Here is a 16,468-nt window from a genome sequence, read left to right on the forward strand (position 1 = left end):
CCGTGGTCTGCGGGTGGTCTAGCGGGGGTCAGCGGCTGATGCGGACGGCGTCGGCGATGACGAGCCCGGTGCCGCCGGTCCAGCGGCTCACGGCGACCACGGGGTACGTGCCCGCGTTCAAGGAGAAGGTGCCGATGGAGCGCCAGGCTCCGCCGCCTGATCGCTGGTCGACGTACACGGTCTGGTTGCCGCTCGATGTCGCCACGATGTACGGCGCCGAGCTGTTGTATCCGGGATCGGCCGGATACCAGACCTCGATCTGGTAGGTGCCGGCGCTGGGGATGGTCGCGGAGTACCAGGCCGGGTCGCTGGCGAGGACCGGCTCGGCGAAGCGGTAGTCGGCCCCGTAGCGCTGGCTGGAGTAGGAGGAGGTGCCCCAGTTCTCGCTGGCGGTGAACTGGCCGGCGGTGGTGTTGTCGACCGTGGTCTGCCAGGTCGGGGTGCCGCCACCGGTCACGTAGTTCATGTACGTGGTCCAGTTCCAGTTCGAACCGGGGTCGGTGTGGGTCGCGCCGGGCACCTCGTTGTGGCCGATGATGCCGGTCCGGTTCTTCGGGATGCCGTACTTGTCGCAGAGGTAGCGGACGAGCGCGGCGGAGGACCGGTACATGGCGTCGGTGAACCACGAGGGGTCGTCGACCCAGCCCTCGTGCTCGATGCCGATCGAGCGGTTGTTGTAGCTGGAGTTGCCCGCATGCCAGGCGACGTCCTTGTCACGGACCATCTGGGTGATGGCGCCGTCGGAGGACCTGACCACGTAGTGGGCGGAGACCTGCGCGGCGGGGTTCTGGAACCAGGAGATGGTGCCCGCGTAGGAGCCCTGCGTCACGTGGATGACGACGCGGTCGATGTTGTAGCTGGTCTCGCGGTTGGAGACGCGGTAGTTGCTGGAGCTGGCGGGGACCCAGGCGGCGGGCGGGTAGTCGGTGCTGGCGATGCCGACGGGGCCGTCGGCGGCCTGGCCGGACTTGTCGCTCGCACGCGCGTTCAGGTCGCGGGCCTTGGCGTACTCGCCGCGGTCGGCGGTGACCTCCTGGGGCGCGACGCGCACGCCGCGGGCGTCGATGCCGAGGCCGAGCTGCTCGTAGACGGCGTCGGCGTACAGGCGGGCCAGCTCGGGGGAGCCGGCGTTGCCGTACTTGGCGACGGCCTTGTACCAGCGGCCCGGGTCCTTCCTCGCGGTCTCGTCGAGGCCGAGCGCGTCGGCGTGGGCGCGCAGGACGGCCGCGCCGCCGAGGATGTTGGCCGCGTCGTCGGTCTTGAGCTCGCCGGCGGGGATGCCGGTGAGCTTCTCCGCCTGTTCCAGCGAGTGGTTGGTGGGGTTGCTGACCAGGTGCATGACACCGTAGCCGTTGCTGGCGCTCGGCTCGCCGTTGTGCCCGTCGAGGTGGGTCTCGGCGTAGGCGAGCGCGACCAGCAGGTCACGCGGTACGTCGTGGGTCTGTGCCGCCTTGGTGAAGGCGGCGGCCAACGGGGACTCCGGGGCGCTCTGAGACCAGGCCGGGCGGCCTGCGCCGACGAGGATGAGGGTGAGGATCGCGGTGGCGAGGGCTGCTAATCGCGTGCGGGCGAGAGTCATGGGGGGCTCCTCGTTCACAGACGTGACGCCAGCACGCTACGGCAATATCCTGACTAATGTCGATAATTGACATTACTTCTGAGTTAAGTGAAAATTCTCGCCTTCTAGCCTGGCCCCGGTGCGGCGAACTTTCTGAAAACTATTGCGCTCGCCGTCAATTGCGCTGAAACTTCCCTTCGTGACCGCGCTTCCGCGTATCGTCCTGGCGGCGCTCACCGCCGCGCTCCTCAGCCTCGTGAACCCCGTCTCCGCCGCGGCAGCGGCCTGCACCCCCGACCCCGCGACCCCCAAGCGCCAGCTCCGCGCCATGTGGATCTCCTCCGTGGCCAACATCGACTGGCCGAGCCGCACCGGGCTCAGCGTCTCCGCACAGCAGGCGGAGTTCCGCGCCTGGCTCGACCTCGCCGTCTCCAAGCGCATGAACGCCGTGATCGTGCAGGTCAGGCCGACCGCCGACGCGTTCTGGCCGTCGCCGTACGAGCCGTGGTCCCAGTGGTTGACCGGCACCCAGGGCCGCGACCCCGGTTACGACCCGCTGGCCTTCATGGTCGCCGAGGCCCACGCCAGGAACCTGGAGTTCCACGCCTGGTTCAACCCGTACCGGATCGCCAACCACGCCGACCCGTCCAGGCTGGTCTCCACGCACCCGGCCCGGCAGCACCCGGACTGGCGCTTCGCCTACGGCGGCAAGCTTTACTACAACCCGGGCATCCCGGAGGTCCGCGACTTCATCGAGGACGCGATCATGGACGCCGTCAGCAGGTACGACGTGGACGGCGTGCACCTCGACGACTACTTCTACCCCTATCCGGTCAGCGGCGAGAGCATCCCCGACGCCGACACCTACGCCCGCTACGGCGGCTCGTTCAGCGACATCGGCGACTGGCGGCGCGACAACGTCAACCTCCTGGTCCGCGAGCTCGACCAGCGCATCCACGCCGCCAAGCCGCACGTCGCGTTCGGCATCAGCCCGTTCGGCATCTGGCGCAACGCCTCCACCGACCCGCTCGGCTCGCGCACCTCGGGCCTGCAGTCGTACGACGCGATCTACGCCGACAGCCGCACCTGGGTCAAGCAGGGCTGGGTCGACTACCTCGCGCCGCAGATCTACTGGCACATCGGCTTCGGCACCGCCGCCTACGAGGTGCTCACCGCCTGGTGGTCCGACGTGGTCAGCGGCACCGGCGTCCAGCTCGTCGTCGGCCAGGCCGCCTACCGCGCGGGCGCGTCCGGGCAGGACGCCGCCTGGCAGGACCCGGCCGAGCTGAGCGACCACCTCACCGACAACCGCGAGCACCCCGAGATCACCGGCGACGTCTTCTTCAGCGCCAAGGACGTCAAGGCCGACAGGATCGGCGCGTTCACCAGGGTCGTCCGCGACCACTACAGCAGGCCCGCGCTGGTGCCCGCGCGCGGCTCCGCCGCCGCGCCCGCCGCGCCGACGATCACCTCGGCCACCCGCACGGGCGGCACCGTGCAGCTCGCGTGGAACGGCTCCGGCACCGCGTACGCGGTCTACCGGGTGGACGGCACCGCGGACGAGTGCTCGTTCGCCGACGCCGGGAACCTCATCGGCACGACCAGACAGCAGACGTTCACCGACCCCGCGCCGACGTCCTCGCCCACCTACTACGTGACCGCGCTCGGCCGCACCCACCAGGAGAGCGCGCCCAGCCAGGGCCGCGCGCCCGAGGGCGACGGCGGCAGCGGGTTCAGCGTCGTGGTGGACAACGCCGACTCCGGGTTCACGGCGAGCTCGTCCTGGGGCACCTCCGCGTACTCGGGGCAGCGTCACGGGGCCGACTACCGCTTCGCCGAGCCGGTCGCGGCCAGCGACCCCGCGTGGTTCCGCGCCGCGATCCCGAGCGCGGGCAGCTACCGGGTCGAGGTGTGGTATCCGGCGGATGCGGGCTACAACAGCGCGACGCCGTACATCGTGGCCACCTCGGGCGGGAACCAGACGGTCACCGTGGACCAGCGCAGCGGCGGCGGCGCCTGGCGGTCCTTGGGGACCTTCACCCTCAACGCCGGCACCTACAACGTCGTCGGGGTGAGCCGCTGGACGTCCGCCACCGGTTACGTCATCGCCGACGCCGTCCGGATCACCCGGGTCTGACCGGCTACTGGAACGGGGGTGGGCAGGCACGGCGGGTGATCGTACGATGAAGCGGTGGACGGTGCCCGCCCGCGACCGATCGACGCCCTCGCGGTCCTGGTCGCGGCCGGCTTGACCCTCGCGACCGGCCACCGGGGCGCGGTCCTCGCGATCCTGCTCGCGGCGGCGGTGCCGGTGCTGTGGCTGCGCCGCGCGCCGCTCGTCGTGGCCTGGATCTGCGCGGGCACGGCGGTCGCGCTGCCCGTCCTGTCGGCGCTCTTCCCCTCGGCCGTGCCGCCCCCCGTTCCCGGCGCCCCGATCTGGCCGCCCGCTGGCCCGTTCGCCGCGTACGGCGTGATGGCCTTCGCGTCCGGCGCCCGCACGCCCGTCCGCTGGCTGCCGCTGGCCGTGCTGGCGCTCAGCGCGTTCGCGCTGCCCGACCGGCTCCCGCTGGCCGGCCGCACCGAGGCCGCGCTGGCCCTGTCCGTCATGTACGGCCGCTACGTCCGCGTCAGAGAGCGCCTGCGCGCCGAGCTGGCCGAGCGCGAGCAGCGCATCGAACGCGAACGGCTGGCCGGCGAGCTGCACGACGTCGTCACCCACCGGGTCAGCCGCATGGTGCTCCAGGCCGGCGTGCTCGCGATGAGCACCGGTGACGAGCGGGCCAGGGCGGCGGCCGAGGAGATCAGGGCGACCGGTACGGAGACGCTGGACGAGCTGCGCCACATGGTCGCGCTGTTACGGCGCGGCACCGGCGAGGGCTTCGACCTCGGGCTGCCGCTGCCCGACCTGCGGCCCCTGGTCATCGACGCGGCGAGGGACGGCCTGCCGGTCGAGCTGTCGGTGGACGGCGAGCCCGCGCCGGTGCCCGGCCAGGTGGGGCGGACGGCGTACGTGGTGGTGGAGACCGCGCTGGCGCACGCGCGCAAGCACGCGCCGGGGTCGGGCGCACGGGTGCTCGTCCGGTGGCTGCCCGGCACCGTACGCGTGTGCGTCCGCCACACCTGCGGCCGCCCCGGCGCGGGACCGCCGTACTTCACCGGCGCCTCCGCCATGGACCTGCTCGACCTGCGGCGCCAGGTGGAGCTGGCGGGCGGCACGCTGGAGTCCGGCCCGCTGCCCGACGGCGGCCGGTGCGTCGAGGCGAGCTTCCCCATCTGACGGCGGCCGCCCGCAGACACGCACGCCCTGACCTGCGACGCCTGCGGCTCAGGGCCGGTAACCAGGGTTGAGGATGTACTCGCCGAACTCGCCGGTCTCCGGGTCGTACGGCTTCGCGCCTTTGATGAAGCGGGCCTCGACGCCCCCAGGGAAGGCCACCTCGCGCTGGTGCCCGGTGCGCAGGGCGCTGCCCATCGTCTCGGGAATGTCGATGCCGCCGGGCGCGTCCACGTCGTAGAGATAGCGGGTGGGGAAGATGTCCATCGGGTTGTCCAGGCGCGTCGTGCTGACGAACGCCGACGGTTCGAAGCGCAGGTGCGACTCCAGGTCCGTGTTGGTGACGTCGCGCGGATGGAAGCCGTCCCTGAAGATCTCATCGGGGTGACGGTCGTCGGCCCGGCGGAGGATGAGCCGGTCGGTACGCCACACCGGCTTCGGGGTGATCGAGCGGACGTCGACGTTCCTGTCGGCCGCGGCGCGCAACGGGTCGGGACGCCCGTGCAGCCGCGCTCCGAGCCCCAGAGAGGTGTGACCGGGGGTGCCCGCCCTTCTGAACAGGTGCAGCGCCATCCTGGCGAAGAGTCCGCCGCCGTTCGCCTTGCTCAAAGGAGGATGCTCACCGCCATGTTGATGATCATGCCGATCAGCCGTGCGGTGATCTCCTTGAAGACCGGGATCTCCAGAAGGGAGCCCCCGAGGGTCACACCGGCGGTCGCCGCCGCCTGATAGATGGCGGTGGCCAGCGCCGCGAGCTGGATCAGCACGTTCACCTTGAGGAAGAGCACGAGCGCGGCCGAGACGAACAGCCCGCCGCCGACGGCGAGCATGCCGCTGGTGGCGTCCGACAGCACCGCCTGCGGCCCGTCACCGTGCTGCCATGACTCGCGGAACGCCTCGATGCTCTGGCCCGCGTTGTTCATCCAGACCGGGGTGGCGCCTTCGCCGGCCAGGTCGCGTACGGCGTCGAGCAGCGGCTCGGCGGCGGCCACGATGTCGCCGGCCCGGGCGAGCAGGTCCTCGTCCGCCTGCGTCCACCAGTAGCCGAGATCCTCAAGGAGCGAGGCGGCCCATCCGGGCAGTTCCACGCTCATGACAGCATCTCGCGGAGTGCCGCGGCGCGCTCCTCACCGGCCTTCTCCACGTCGGCGATGTTGCCGTCGATCCGGAGCGCGGCCGCCCCGTGGCCGGAGTAGCCGTCCAGCACCGTCTGGATGGTCTCCTGGGCGGCCTCTCTGATGCCCTGGAGCGAGCCGCCGATGAGCTGGCTGATGACGTCCTCACCGACCATCGGGCCCAGCCCGTCGATCGCCTTCGTCAGCGCCGTCCAGTGCTCGAACAGCTGCTCCGTGGCCTCCTGCAGCCGGGAGGCGGCGGACTGCAGACTGGGGGAGTGACGCTCCACCCCGTCGCCGAGCGTCATGTCCGCCTCTCGAAGCGCGCGACCACGTCGTTGAGCGATTGGGTGAAGCGCTCCATCTGGCGTACCGACTCCTGCTGCAGCCCCAGCAGTGTCGCCGAGATCTCCTCGCTGCCGGCGGTGACCGCCGCGGCGCGCTCCTCCGCCTTCGCGCGCAGCTCGTCCACGGCGGCGTTGACCGCGGTGATGATCTCAGCGCACATGGCCTCGGAGCCTTCGCGCATCACGCGCGGGTCGACGGACAGGGCCGTGAGCCGCCCGCCGGCCGAGACCGTGGCGCTCACCTTCCCCCCGGCGGCCCGTCCCTCGCCCTGGAGGGGCGGTCCGTCGGTGGTGACGCCCGTGGAGCGTACGGTGGCGAGCGTGCGCAGAGCCTGCGAGATCATCTGATCGAGGCTCTCCGCCCCCGCTGCCTCTGGCATGTCCTCACGCTCCCCCGTCTCTCGTGCAACTCTATATATCAGGAACTAACAGGACATATAGCGTTTATTCATGTAGAGCCCGGGGCGCGCGCAGAGTCAGCCGCCGTAGATGACCGACAGGAAGCGCACCAGCACCGCCTCCCTCGACGCGGGCGGCAGCGCGTCCAGCACGGCGTTCACCATGGCCATCTCCGGCTGCCCTGAGCCCGGCCGCAGGTCCACGCCGACGGAGGCGCTCAGCTCGGCGAACGCGGCGTCGTCGATGGCCTCCAGATCCAGCCCGGCGACCAGCTCCACCAGCCCGTCGGGCAGCACGACGGGTCCGCGCTCGCGGGCGGCCCGCGCCGACTCGGCGATCACCTTCAGCATGGCGTCCACCCCGGCCAGCGTCACGCCGGTGACCGTGACGTGCAGGTTCGCGGGGATGCCCGCGTACGACAGCTGCGGCTGCAGGAACCAGCCGCGCGAGCGCGCCTCGTCGGCGAGCACGAACACGTCCACGTCCTCGCCCGTGAAGGCCACCAGCGACGACTCCGGCTCGCCCAGCACCCGCAGCCCGGGGATCTCGGCCAGGCCGTCGCGCAGCCTGCGGGTCGCCTCCCACGTGGCCCGGCCCAGCTCCAGGTAGCCCTCGCGGCCCAGCGCCTGCAGCGTGGCCCACGCGCCGCCGAGCGGCCCGGCCGAGCGCGAGCTCTGCACGGTCGCGTTGATGATCGTGTATCCGGGCCAGTCCGCGGACGCGAAGTACGCCTTGCGGCGCATCGCCGGATCGGCGAACAGCAGCACCGACGCGCCCTTCGGTGCGTAGCCGAACTTGTGCAGGTCGCAGGAGAGCGACGTCACGCCCGGCACCGACAGGTCGAACGGCGGCACCGGCGCGCCCGCCTCGCGTAACCAGGGCAGCAGCCACCCGCCCACGCACGCGTCCACGTGGCACGGCACCCCGGCGCGCGCGGCCAGCGCCGCGACCTCCTCGACCGGGTCGATCACGCCCTGCGGGTAGGACGGGGCGGAGACGACGACCAGGATCGTGCGCTCGTCGATCGCGGCCGCCACGTCGCCGGGCCGCACCTTGTACGTCTCCAGGTCCACCGGCACCGGCTTCACCTCGACGCCCAGGTAGTGGGCGGCCTTGTGGAAAGCGGGGTGCGCGGTGACGGGCAGCACCAGGTTCGGCCGCTCGCCCGGGGCGAGGCGCCGCGCGGCCCCGTCCGCGGTGGCCCCGTCTGCGGTGGCCCTGTCCATGGCGGTGCTGTCCATGGTGGCCCTGTCCATGGCGGCCCTGTCCATGGCGGCCCTGTCCATGGTGGTGCTGTCCATGGTGGTGCTGTCCGCGGTGGCGCGGTCTTGGGCGGCGGCGAAGTCGCGGGCGGCTTTGACGGCCAGCATGATCGACTCGGTGCCGCCGCTGGTGAAGATCCCGTGACCGCCGCCGAGCAGGTCGGAGACCGCGCCGACGACCTGCCGCTCCATCGCGATCACGCTGGGGAACGCGGTCGGGTCGAGGCAGTTGACCTCCAGCATCTCCAGGTAGGCCCGGGTCGCGGCGTCGTGCACGGCGGCCCGCCCGGTGTCGTAGACGTAGGCGGTCACCTGGCCGCCGCGTACCGGCAGGTCGTGCTCCTTGAGCCGGGCGATCTCCGCCAGCAGGTCCTCGGTCGATCGTCCGGCCGGGGGCAGGTTCACGCGGCCTCCTTCCTCGTGAGTGCGAGCGTGCCGTATCGGAGGATGAACGGCAGGCTGATCAGCATGAGCAGGGCGGGCAGCGCGGTGAAGCCGAGCAGCAGCCCGGTCAGCGCGCCCGCCGGTTGCGCGACCGGCGACTCCGTCGCGGACGAGACGAACCCGGAGGCGGCCAGCACCAGCGCGTACAGGCCGGGGCCGAGCGCCAGGCCCGCCGTCTCGCCGGCCGTCCACAGCCCGGTGAACGCCCCCGCCTGCGCCTGCCCGGTGCGCGCCGCGTCGGCGTGCACGGTGTCGGGCAGCAGCGACAGCGGCAGGAGCTGCAGCGCCGCGTAGCAGGCGCCGGCCAGCGCGGTCAGCGCCAGCGTGGGGATCAGGCCGCCCGCCGCGATGGCCGGGATCAGCGCCACTGCGATCGCGCAGAAACCGGCGGACGCGGCGAGGTAGCAGCGCACCGGCCCGTGGTCGCGCGCCAGCCTGGCCCAGACGGGTACGGCGAGCATGCTCGGCCCGACGAGGCAGACGAACATCACCGAGGTCAGCCCGTCGTCGCCGAGCCGGTACGCCGCCACGTACGGCGCGCCCGCCAGCATCACCGCCACCGCCAGCGCCTGCGTCACGAAAGCGGCCAGCAGCACGAAGAACGGCCGGTTGCCCCTGGCCAGCCGGAAGGCGGCCACGGGTCCGAGCTGGTGCTGCCCCGGCAGGGACGGCACCCACCGGGTGGCGAGCGCCGCGGCGATCAGCGCAGCGGCCATGATCGCGCCGATCGTCACGCCCATCACCGCGTAGCCGGGCCTGCCGCCGCCCGCCGCGTCCACCAGGGCAGGGGCCAGGCCGCCCGCGACCAGGATGCCGACCGTCAGGCAGACCACCCGCCAGGACATGATCCTGGTCCGCTCGCCCTGGTCGGGCGACATCTCGGCGGGCAGGGCGACATACGGGACCTGGAAGCAGGCGAACGCGGTGGCCGCGAGCAGGAACGCCGCCCCCGACCAGGCCGCACCCGGCACGTCGCCGGGCACGCTGAACATCAGCGCGAACGCCACCGGCAGCGTCACCGCACCGGCCATCAGCAGCCGCGTCCTGCGGCCGGTCCGCACGGCCTCGCGGTCGCTCGCGGCGCCGACCAGCGGGTTCAGCAGCACGTCCCAGATCTTGGGCGCGACCAGCACGGCCCCGGCCACGGCCGCCGGGACGCCCAGCATGTCGGTCAGGTAGTAGAGCAGCAGCAGCCCGGGGACGGCGGAGAACACGCCGGTGCCGACCGAGCCGATGCCGTAGCCGAGCAACCGGCCGCGCCCGAGCGCGACCGCACCGCGGGCGGTCACCGGGGATCGCCGGGCAGGCCGAGCGTGCGGTGCACGACGCGGTGCAGGTGCGCGCGGAAGCGGCGCAACGCCGCCCGGTCGCCCGCCGCCCTGCGGCGGCCGTCCGCGTCGAGCACGCCGCCCTTGGCGAAGCCGTGCACGGCCCAGATGACGGTCCAGACGGTGTACTCCACGTCGGCCTCTGGGGAGATCAGCCCCGACTCGACGGCGGGCCGCAGCGCCGCGGTCACCGCTTCCATGAGCGGCTTGACGTATTGGCGTTCGAGCTGGGTGATGTCGCCCGCGTCGGAGAGCCAGCGGTGCATCCACAGGGCGGGCACCTCGGGGTGGTCGACGCAGAAGTCGAGGTAGTCGTCGGCGACCCGGTGCAGCGCGGCCACCGGGTCGTCGCCGGGCAGGCGGTCGAGCGCGCGTTCCAGCGCCGCCTTCTCCGCCTGGTGGGCCCGCTCCATGACCGCGAGATACAGCTCCCGTTTGCCGCCCACGTGGTAGTTGACGGTGGCGATGTTCAGCCCGGCGGCCTCGGCGATCTGGCGGGTTGAGGTGCCGTCGTAGCCGAGCGCCGCGAAGAGCTGGGTGGCGACCTTGAGTATGAGGTCGGCCTGGGTGCTCTCGGCGGGAGTCATAGGGCGACGCTAGTTGCGCCGCCACCTGCCGGTCAATCACTTGATGGAGAGCTTTACAGCGACTTTGGATGCTTTACCGGCTCTGGGAGATTCATCCGCGCGCGAAGCTCACCGGGCCGTCCGGCTCCCAGCGGGTGAGCACCGTGCGGTGGCCGATCTGCATGCCGGTGCCGGGGTCGAGGGCGAACGCCCCGTACAAGGTGGTGGTGCGCAGCCCGGCGGCGGCCTGCCAGAGCTCCTCGCGCCCGGTGCCGCCCGCCAGCTCGGCGCAGTGCACCGCGATGATCGCCGCCGCGGCGGCCTGGACGGCGGGGTAATCGGGCGGCGCGCCGTACGCGGCGATGAACTCCCGCTCGCCGCAGCCGATCGCCGGATCGGGCCCGTTGCCCGGGAACCACTGGGCGACGCCGTAGACGCCGCGCGGATCCGGCACGGCGCCGCCGAACGCCCGCACCCCCGCCGCCACCGCGCACACCGCGCCCGGCACCTCGATCCCCGTCACCGCGGCGACGTCCTCTTCGAACGAGCCTGCGCTGAACAGGTGCCACGACGGCTCGCGCGGCCGCCGCGCGGTCACCGCCAGCCCCGACACCTGCGCCTGCAACTGCGCGCCGAGCGCCACCTCCCGGGCGAAGCGGCCCTTGCCGTGGACGATCCACAGCGGCCGGAGGTCGCCGCTGCGCACCAGGTGCCGGACGAACGGCTCGGCGTACCGGTACGCCGGGGTGAGCACCGGCACCACGTGGCCGGGAAAGGCCGGGCCGCCGGAACCGCCGTGGTTCCACAGCAGCAGCCCCTCGTCCACGGCCACCCGCCCGGCCCGGCGTGCCAGGCCCGCCGAGTACGGCCCGAGCAGCAGGTCGCAGCGGCCCGCCAGGTCGCGCAGCACCCGCTCCAGCGTGTCCGGGTCGCTGCGGTCGTCCTCGACCACCAGCTCGGCGCCGTCCGCGAGCGAGCGCCAGGCGGCGAGCCCGCGCGCGGCCTGCTCGCCGAACCGGGCGTACCGGCCGGACAGCGAGAGCGGCGCCCCGATCCTCAGCACGCCGTCCCCCTGCCCGCGACCGCCCGCCTCAGACCCGCTCACCTGGGCTTCCCGTACTTCTCCAGCGCCCGCTCCAGGTCGGTCACGACCGGCCGCCACGTCGGCGTGAGCGTGTAGCGGCTGACCCGCCGGCCCTCGTACGCCAGCGTGTACGTGATGAAATCGAACCCCTGCGGCTTCGGCTCAGGCGCGCCGAGGCGCAGCGCGCGCAGGTGGGTCCGCAGCCGGCGCAGCTCACCGGCGGTCAGGCAGGCGCTCGCCGCCCGCCCCGAGCGCCGGTCGAAACGCGCGCACCCGTCGGCGTGCACGGTCACGCGATCCCGCAGGCCCGCGAAGCCCCCCTCCTTGCGCAGCTCCACCAGCACCCGCTTGCCCGGCGGTGTCGCCTGGGCGGGTGGCAGGGACGTGCTGGGGAGCAGGGAGAGCAGGGAAAGGAACACGATTCGCCACAACGTCATGCCCTCCTCCACGTATCCGGACCGGAAACGGCTCACGGCCTCTCGGCGAGAATGCGGCGGTCCAGGGGCGGTTTGCGGCGTTGGGGTGTGATGGTGTGGATCGGCTCGTGGCCGGTCGGGGAGGCGGCGCGGCGGTCGCGGGGTGGTCTGCGGGGCTGGTGGTGTGGGTCGGCTCGTGGCCGGTCGGGGAGGGGTGCGGCGGTTCGCGGGGGTTGTGGTGGCGTGGGCCGGCTCGTGGCCGGTCGGGGAGGCGGCGCGGGCCGCGTCCGGCCGGGAGAGGAGGAGAGGGCCCTGGCGATGGCCGTGCACCGGGGCCTCGCCCCCGGACGGCCGGTCGGGTGCCGGGGCACCCGTCCCGGTGACCGGGGCCGAGACGTTCCGGCGCCGCCAGGGCCCGTTCCCGTCTCCTCCGCGGCGCCACCGCCCGCTGGACGGCGGGCGCGGCGCCTCCGCGCCCTGCGCGGGCGCGGGTGGAAGGGCGGGACGACGAAGCCGGTCCGGTCGTGGGGCGGCCGGTTCCGGCTCCGTCCGGCAGCGTAGTGGTCTTCCTGCCGTTCCAGGACGTAACTACCAGAATCCGGGCGATTCGGCAGCGAGTTTCGGTCTCATCGGCAGCGGGCGCCGTTCAGGTGGAAGACTTCGGGCGCCGGGTTGGGCTCCGACGGGTTGGTGCCGTTGAAGCCGAACGTCGCCACGTCGCCCGGCTTGAGCCGGCCGTTCCAGTCCGTGCTCCTGGCCGTCACCACCGACCCGGACTGCGAGATCGCCGCGCCCCAGGCGTGCCCGACCCGCTGCCCCGCCAGGAACGACCAGCGCAGCTCCCAGCCGTCCACTGCCTTCTTGCCGGCGTTCTCGATCACGATCTGCGCGGTGAACCCGCCCGGCCAGGCGCCGTGCGCCGAGTAGCGCACCCGGCAGTCCGAGCGCTCGCCCCTGTCGGCCAGGAACGCCGAGACCCAGGCGAGCGGCGAGTTCCAGTTGATGGTCAGCTCGTTCGTCGACCACGACTCGATGTCGTCGATGTAGCAGAACTGCGGCTTGCAGCCCTTCAGCAGGCGCTGCGCGATCGGGTCCTGGATGGAGGAATTGGGCCCGCCCGCGAGCGTGCCGCGCGGCGGATGGGGCAGGTCGGGGTTGAGCTGGCGGGCGTACCAGCGGCTGTGCTGGTTCTTGGAGGCCACCTCGCCGTAGCCGGTCACGTACGACTGGTTGAGCGCGTTGCGGCCGAGGATGTAGTCCATGCCCTCGCGCACCGCGGCCCGGTACTTCTCCTCGCCCGTCAGGTCGTACGCGGTGGCCAGCACGACCAGGTTGTTCAGGATCAGGTTGTTGGAGCCCCAGTCGTAGTCGGGCACGTCGTACGGGATGCCGTACGGGTGCGCCCGCTGGATCGCCAGGTACTTCTCCGCGCCTTCGACCACCGACTGCCGCACCCGCTCGCGGTCGGGCAGCGCGTTCGGCACGGTCGCCAGCTCCAGGCGGCCGAGCTGGGCGGTGTTGCCCCAGTCGAAGCCCCGGTCGCGCCAGATGTCGCCGGTGTGGTGCGGCGAGGCGAGCACGAAGTCCTGGAACTCCTTCTCGCCGGTCGTGATGAACAGCTCCGCCGCCGCCCAGTAGAACTCGTCGGTCACGTCGTCGTCGTTGTACGCGCCGCCGCCGACGCCGTCGTCGGGGTCGGCGTACGTGTCCGGGTTCGCCTTGGCGGCCGCCCACGCCTTGCGCGCCGCCGTCAGGCTTTTCTCTGCGAACTCCGCGTCGTACGGCGCGAACAGCCGGGCCGCCTGCGCCGCCGTCGCGGCCAGGTTGAGCGTGGCCGCGGTGGACGGCGGGTGCAGCTCGCGCGGCTGCGGGTCGAGGTGCGGCAGCAGCGGCAGGCCCGTCCACTCCCGGTCGTGGATCTTGTGGTGCGCCATGCCCGCGAACGGCTTACCGTCCGGCACCTGCATGCTCAGCAGGAACTCCAGCTCCCAGCGGGCCTCGTCGAGGATGTCCGGGCGGCCGTTGCCGCTCTCCGGGATCTCGAGCTGGCCGTCGGTGAAGGCGGCCTTGTTCCGCTCGTACGCGGACATGAGCTGGTGCACCGAGATGCCGCCGTTGACGACGTACTTGCCGTGGTCGCCGGCGTCGTACCAGCCGCCCTTGACGTTCAGCGTGTAGTCGCAGACGCCGGGCTGGCACGGCACCTCCATGTCACCCTGGTTCGGGGCGACGCCCACGTGACCGGCCGGGCGGCCGTAGCCGGGCCTGAGGCTGTCGAGGATCTCGATGCCGCTGCGCTGCGGGTAGTAGAACTTCAGCGCGTCCGTCCGCAGCTCGTCGTACAGGTCCTTCTTGATGTCGAACGGGCGGCTGGTCTCGCCGTCCGCGCTCAGCGTGTAGCCGGTGCCCTCTTTGCGGTAGGCGCCGAAGTCGAGGGTGTGCACGTTCTGGCCCGAGCTTGCGTCCTCACCCCTGGGGACGGTCCTGCCGCGGGCCACGGTCCTGCCGTCGTCGTTCTTCAGCTCCCACTCCAGGGGCTGGGTCTCGGACGTGACCAGCGTCGCCTTCTTCGGGCCGTCGGGCAGATAGCCGACCATGTTGACGCGGACCCGTGGGCCGGTGTCCGGCACGTACTCCTCGGGCTCCGCGCCGCCGCGCAGCGACACGTCGTCCATGCAGAACCTCCAGGGCTCGGCGCTGCCGCCCAGCTGGAAGACGACCTGGGCGTCCGGCAGCGACACGGGGGCGGTGAACGTGTAGGAGTATTCGTTGCCCGAGACGCCGAACTCGGGGTTGGCCGCGAAGTACTGCGTCCAGGGGTCCACCGGGAGCTGGATGAGCGCCTTGCCGACCTTGGCGGGGGTGCCGGAGCCGGAGAAGCGGAAGGCGTAGGTCTCGCCGGCCACGAGCGGGATGTCGTTCTGGCCGATGATGACGTCCCAGGGGTTCGCGGTGCCGCCGGGGATGTCGGCGCACAGCCGGCCGTCGTCCACGGCGAGCGTGACGTTCTCGGTGCCCCACCAGGGGGCGGTGCCGTCGTCGAAGGTGCCGTTCACGATCTGCTCGGGCCCCTCGTCGGCCGCGTGGGCGGTGGCGGGGACGGCGGATAACGCGAAGGTGGTGAGGAGGGCCAGTAAGGCTGCTCGGCGTCGGGTCATGGAGGTCCTTCTGCTTGATTTGGGAGCGCTCCCAACGGAACGCCCCGATCCTCCTCAACCCCCGATGCGCCGTCAACGGCCCGGTGTCCGGCCGGGCGGCGCGCCACGGCCGGGCCCACGCTGCGCCGGTGGCAAGACGATGAAACTTTCATCGCCGCGCGTCCGGCCCAGCGGCCCCCGGCCTCACGCCGGTCCGGGTCCGCCGCCTTCCGCGTCACTCCCGGCGCCGTCCGTGTCGCCGGCCCGCCGGCCCCGCAGCCGAGACGGGTGCAGGGCCGGCGGGTGGCGTCACAGGTCCGAGGTGACGGCGTCGGTGACGATGGTGGCGAAGTTCCGCATGCCGCGTGCGTTCGGGTGGAAGGGCGCGGCGGGGGAGGCCGGCACGTACGGCTCGATCCACCGCCGGCTCGACGAGGCGCACGGCGAGTGGTCGGCGCTCGGGGTCTGCAGGTCGATGAAGCCGGCGCCGGCCGCGGCGGCCTGCTCGGCGAGCATCCGGTTGAAATACATCAGCGTGGCCCGGATGTAGTCGGCGTCGGCGGGGATGATGGGGACGCGCGGGTAGCAGCCGTTCGGCGGCGCGTACGTGGCGTACCCGACCACGAAAATCCGCGCCTGCGGAGCGCGGGAGCGGATGTCGGAGATGACGCTGAGCAGCCGCGGGCGTAACGCGTCGGTCTCCACACGCCACTTGTCCTGGCCGTTCACCTGGTAGTCGTCGTTGCAGGCGTCGCCGACGGGCGGGGGCAGCAGGTTGAGGCAGTCCTCGATGAAGTCGGTCAGTCCGAGGTCGTTGGCGCCGATCTGCAGCGTGACCAGCGTCGTGTCCTGGCCGAGCGCGTCGAACTGGGGCGGCACGTCACCGAGGTCGGTGCTCTGGGACTCGTACAGGTCGCCGGTCTTGGCGCCCGAGCAGGTCGCGTCGCGCAGCTCGCGCGCGCCGATGGCCTGGGCGGTCAGGTGGGCGTAGTTGTGGTCGGAGCGCCAGCAGCCGTAGTGAGGGCCGATCTGGTTCGGGATGAGCGGGCCTGCGGCGGCCGAGTCGCCGAGCGCGACGTACACCTCTCCCTGGGCGGCCTGCGCGGGCGGTGCGAGGCCGAGCACGAGTAAGGCCGCGCCTAACACGACGAGCATCCGTCGGACCATGAAGACTCCCTCCGGCAGGTGTTGGGGGGCGGGCGGCCACGACCGGCCGGGGTGTCGGCCGGTGGCGTGGGCGATCACCCACACGATGAGCCATGGCCGCCGGTCTGTGAACCGCGCGGAGGAAGCGATGCTGAGGCGGTATGGGTCAGTGCGTGCCGGGGCGCCACATCGGCCAGAACAGCGCGCCGTCCGGCAGCGCGAACGGCTCGCGCACCTGGTAGCCGTGGCGCGCGTACAGGTCGCGGTTGCGCGGGTCGGTGGCCGGTCAGCACCCGGCGCCGCTGCCTGCGTTCGGGCACCTGGACGCCCTGAGCATCACCGTCCGTGACCGGGCCGGCCGGGCAGAGCGTCGGACGCCGAGAGCTGACGTG

14 protein-coding genes are annotated in these 16,468 nt (G+C 72.5%); 2 read left to right on the forward strand and 12 right to left on the reverse strand.

The annotated features are described in order from the left end of the window. Positions 1-28: 28 nt before the first annotated feature. Positions 29-1,579 (reverse strand): N-acetylmuramoyl-L-alanine amidase, encoded by a 1,551-nt coding sequence (locus ACGFIM_RS19975; RefSeq protein WP_393202232.1) that lies wholly within the window; start codon positions 1,577-1,579, stop codon positions 29-31. Between the two features lie 178 nt (positions 1,580-1,757). On the opposite strand from ACGFIM_RS19975, the gene ACGFIM_RS19980 reads away from it, so the two are divergent. Both ACGFIM_RS19980 and ACGFIM_RS19985 read left to right on the forward strand, forming a co-directional pair. Beyond that, positions 1,758-3,695 (forward strand): family 10 glycosylhydrolase, encoded by a 1,938-nt coding sequence (locus ACGFIM_RS19980; protein WP_393202234.1) that lies wholly within the window; start codon positions 1,758-1,760, stop codon positions 3,693-3,695. Positions 3,696-3,749: 54 nt separating this feature from the next. After that, complete coding sequence (locus ACGFIM_RS19985; RefSeq protein ID WP_393202236.1) at positions 3,750-4,835, forward strand: sensor histidine kinase; 1,086 nt, start codon at positions 3,750-3,752, stop codon at positions 4,833-4,835. Between the two features lie 48 nt (positions 4,836-4,883). On the opposite strand, the gene ACGFIM_RS19990 is transcribed toward ACGFIM_RS19985, so the two are convergent. From ACGFIM_RS19990 to ACGFIM_RS20040, 11 genes are all read right to left on the reverse strand, one after another. Beyond that, positions 4,884-5,441, reverse strand: a complete 558-nt coding sequence (locus tag ACGFIM_RS19990; RefSeq protein WP_393202238.1) for a hypothetical protein — start codon at positions 5,439-5,441, stop codon at positions 4,884-4,886. Beyond that, entirely contained in the window at positions 5,438-5,926 is a 489-nt protein-coding gene (locus ACGFIM_RS19995) for a hypothetical protein (RefSeq protein ID WP_393202240.1), read from the reverse strand. The genes ACGFIM_RS19990 and ACGFIM_RS19995 overlap by 4 nt, the downstream gene beginning before the upstream one ends. Then, positions 5,923-6,255 carry a hypothetical protein gene (locus ACGFIM_RS20000; protein ID WP_393202242.1) on the reverse strand — a complete coding sequence of 111 codons (333 nt, stop codon included), beginning with the start codon at positions 6,253-6,255 and terminating at the stop codon, positions 5,923-5,925. Before ACGFIM_RS20000 ends, ACGFIM_RS19995 begins: the two co-directional genes overlap by 4 nt. Next, a complete protein-coding gene (locus ACGFIM_RS20005) occupies positions 6,252-6,638 on the reverse strand; it encodes a YbaB/EbfC family nucleoid-associated protein (RefSeq protein WP_393202244.1) in 387 nt (128 codons plus the stop codon). The genes ACGFIM_RS20000 and ACGFIM_RS20005 overlap by 4 nt, the downstream gene beginning before the upstream one ends. 132 nt (positions 6,639-6,770) lie before the next feature. After that, positions 6,771-8,360: a pyridoxal phosphate-dependent decarboxylase family protein gene (locus ACGFIM_RS20010; protein ID WP_393202246.1), complete on the reverse strand. Its 1,590-nt coding sequence runs from the start codon at positions 8,358-8,360 to the stop codon at positions 6,771-6,773. Further along, a complete protein-coding gene (locus ACGFIM_RS20015) occupies positions 8,357-9,688 on the reverse strand; it encodes an MFS transporter (RefSeq protein ID WP_393202248.1) in 1,332 nt (443 codons plus the stop codon). Before ACGFIM_RS20015 ends, ACGFIM_RS20010 begins: the two co-directional genes overlap by 4 nt. Next, entirely contained in the window at positions 9,685-10,314 is a 630-nt protein-coding gene (locus ACGFIM_RS20020) for a TetR/AcrR family transcriptional regulator (protein WP_393202250.1), read from the reverse strand. The genes ACGFIM_RS20015 and ACGFIM_RS20020 overlap by 4 nt, the downstream gene beginning before the upstream one ends. A gap of 91 nt (positions 10,315-10,405) precedes the next feature. Beyond that, the gene (locus ACGFIM_RS20025; RefSeq protein WP_393202252.1) at positions 10,406-11,356 is read right to left on the reverse strand and encodes an ABC transporter substrate-binding protein; all 951 of its coding nucleotides are present in this window, start codon (positions 11,354-11,356) and stop codon (positions 10,406-10,408) included. Positions 11,357-11,394: 38 nt separating this feature from the next. Beyond that, entirely contained in the window at positions 11,395-11,814 is a 420-nt protein-coding gene (locus tag ACGFIM_RS20030; protein ID WP_393202253.1) for a hypothetical protein, read from the reverse strand. Positions 11,815-12,419: 605 nt separating this feature from the next. Then, positions 12,420-14,951, reverse strand: coding sequence for a glycoside hydrolase family 9 protein (locus ACGFIM_RS20035; RefSeq protein ID WP_393202255.1), 2,532 nt, complete (start codon positions 14,949-14,951; stop codon positions 12,420-12,422). Positions 14,952-15,239: 288 nt separating this feature from the next. Continuing rightward, complete coding sequence (locus tag ACGFIM_RS20040; RefSeq protein ID WP_393202257.1) at positions 15,240-16,085, reverse strand: SGNH/GDSL hydrolase family protein; 846 nt, start codon at positions 16,083-16,085, stop codon at positions 15,240-15,242. Positions 16,086-16,468: the final 383 nt, after the last annotated feature.

The organism is Nonomuraea sp. NPDC049309, from assembly GCF_043196965.1.
Classification (GTDB): Bacteria; Actinomycetota; Actinomycetes; order Streptosporangiales; family Streptosporangiaceae; genus Nonomuraea; species Nonomuraea fastidiosa.

Coding starts and splice junctions, on each gene's coding strand:
- ACGFIM_RS20020 (WP_393202250.1), bottom strand. CDS start 10,314: ATGACTCCCGCCGAGAGCACCCAGGCCGACCTCATACTCAAGGTCGCC.
- ACGFIM_RS20040 (WP_393202257.1), bottom strand. CDS start 16,085: ATGCTCGTCGTGTTAGGCGCGGCCTTACTCGTGCTCGGCCTCGCACCG.
- ACGFIM_RS19995 (WP_393202240.1), bottom strand. CDS start 5,926: ATGAGCGTGGAACTGCCCGGATGGGCCGCCTCGCTCCTTGAGGATCTC.
- ACGFIM_RS20005 (WP_393202244.1), bottom strand. CDS start 6,638: ATGATCTCGCAGGCTCTGCGCACGCTCGCCACCGTACGCTCCACGGGC.
- ACGFIM_RS19975 (WP_393202232.1), bottom strand. CDS start 1,579: ATGACTCTCGCCCGCACGCGATTAGCAGCCCTCGCCACCGCGATCCTC.
- ACGFIM_RS20030 (WP_393202253.1), bottom strand. CDS start 11,814: ATGACGTTGTGGCGAATCGTGTTCCTTTCCCTGCTCTCCCTGCTCCCC.
- ACGFIM_RS20035 (WP_393202255.1), bottom strand. CDS start 14,951: ATGACCCGACGCCGAGCAGCCTTACTGGCCCTCCTCACCACCTTCGCG.
- ACGFIM_RS20000 (WP_393202242.1), bottom strand. CDS start 6,255: ATGACGCTCGGCGACGGGGTGGAGCGTCACTCCCCCAGTCTGCAGTCC.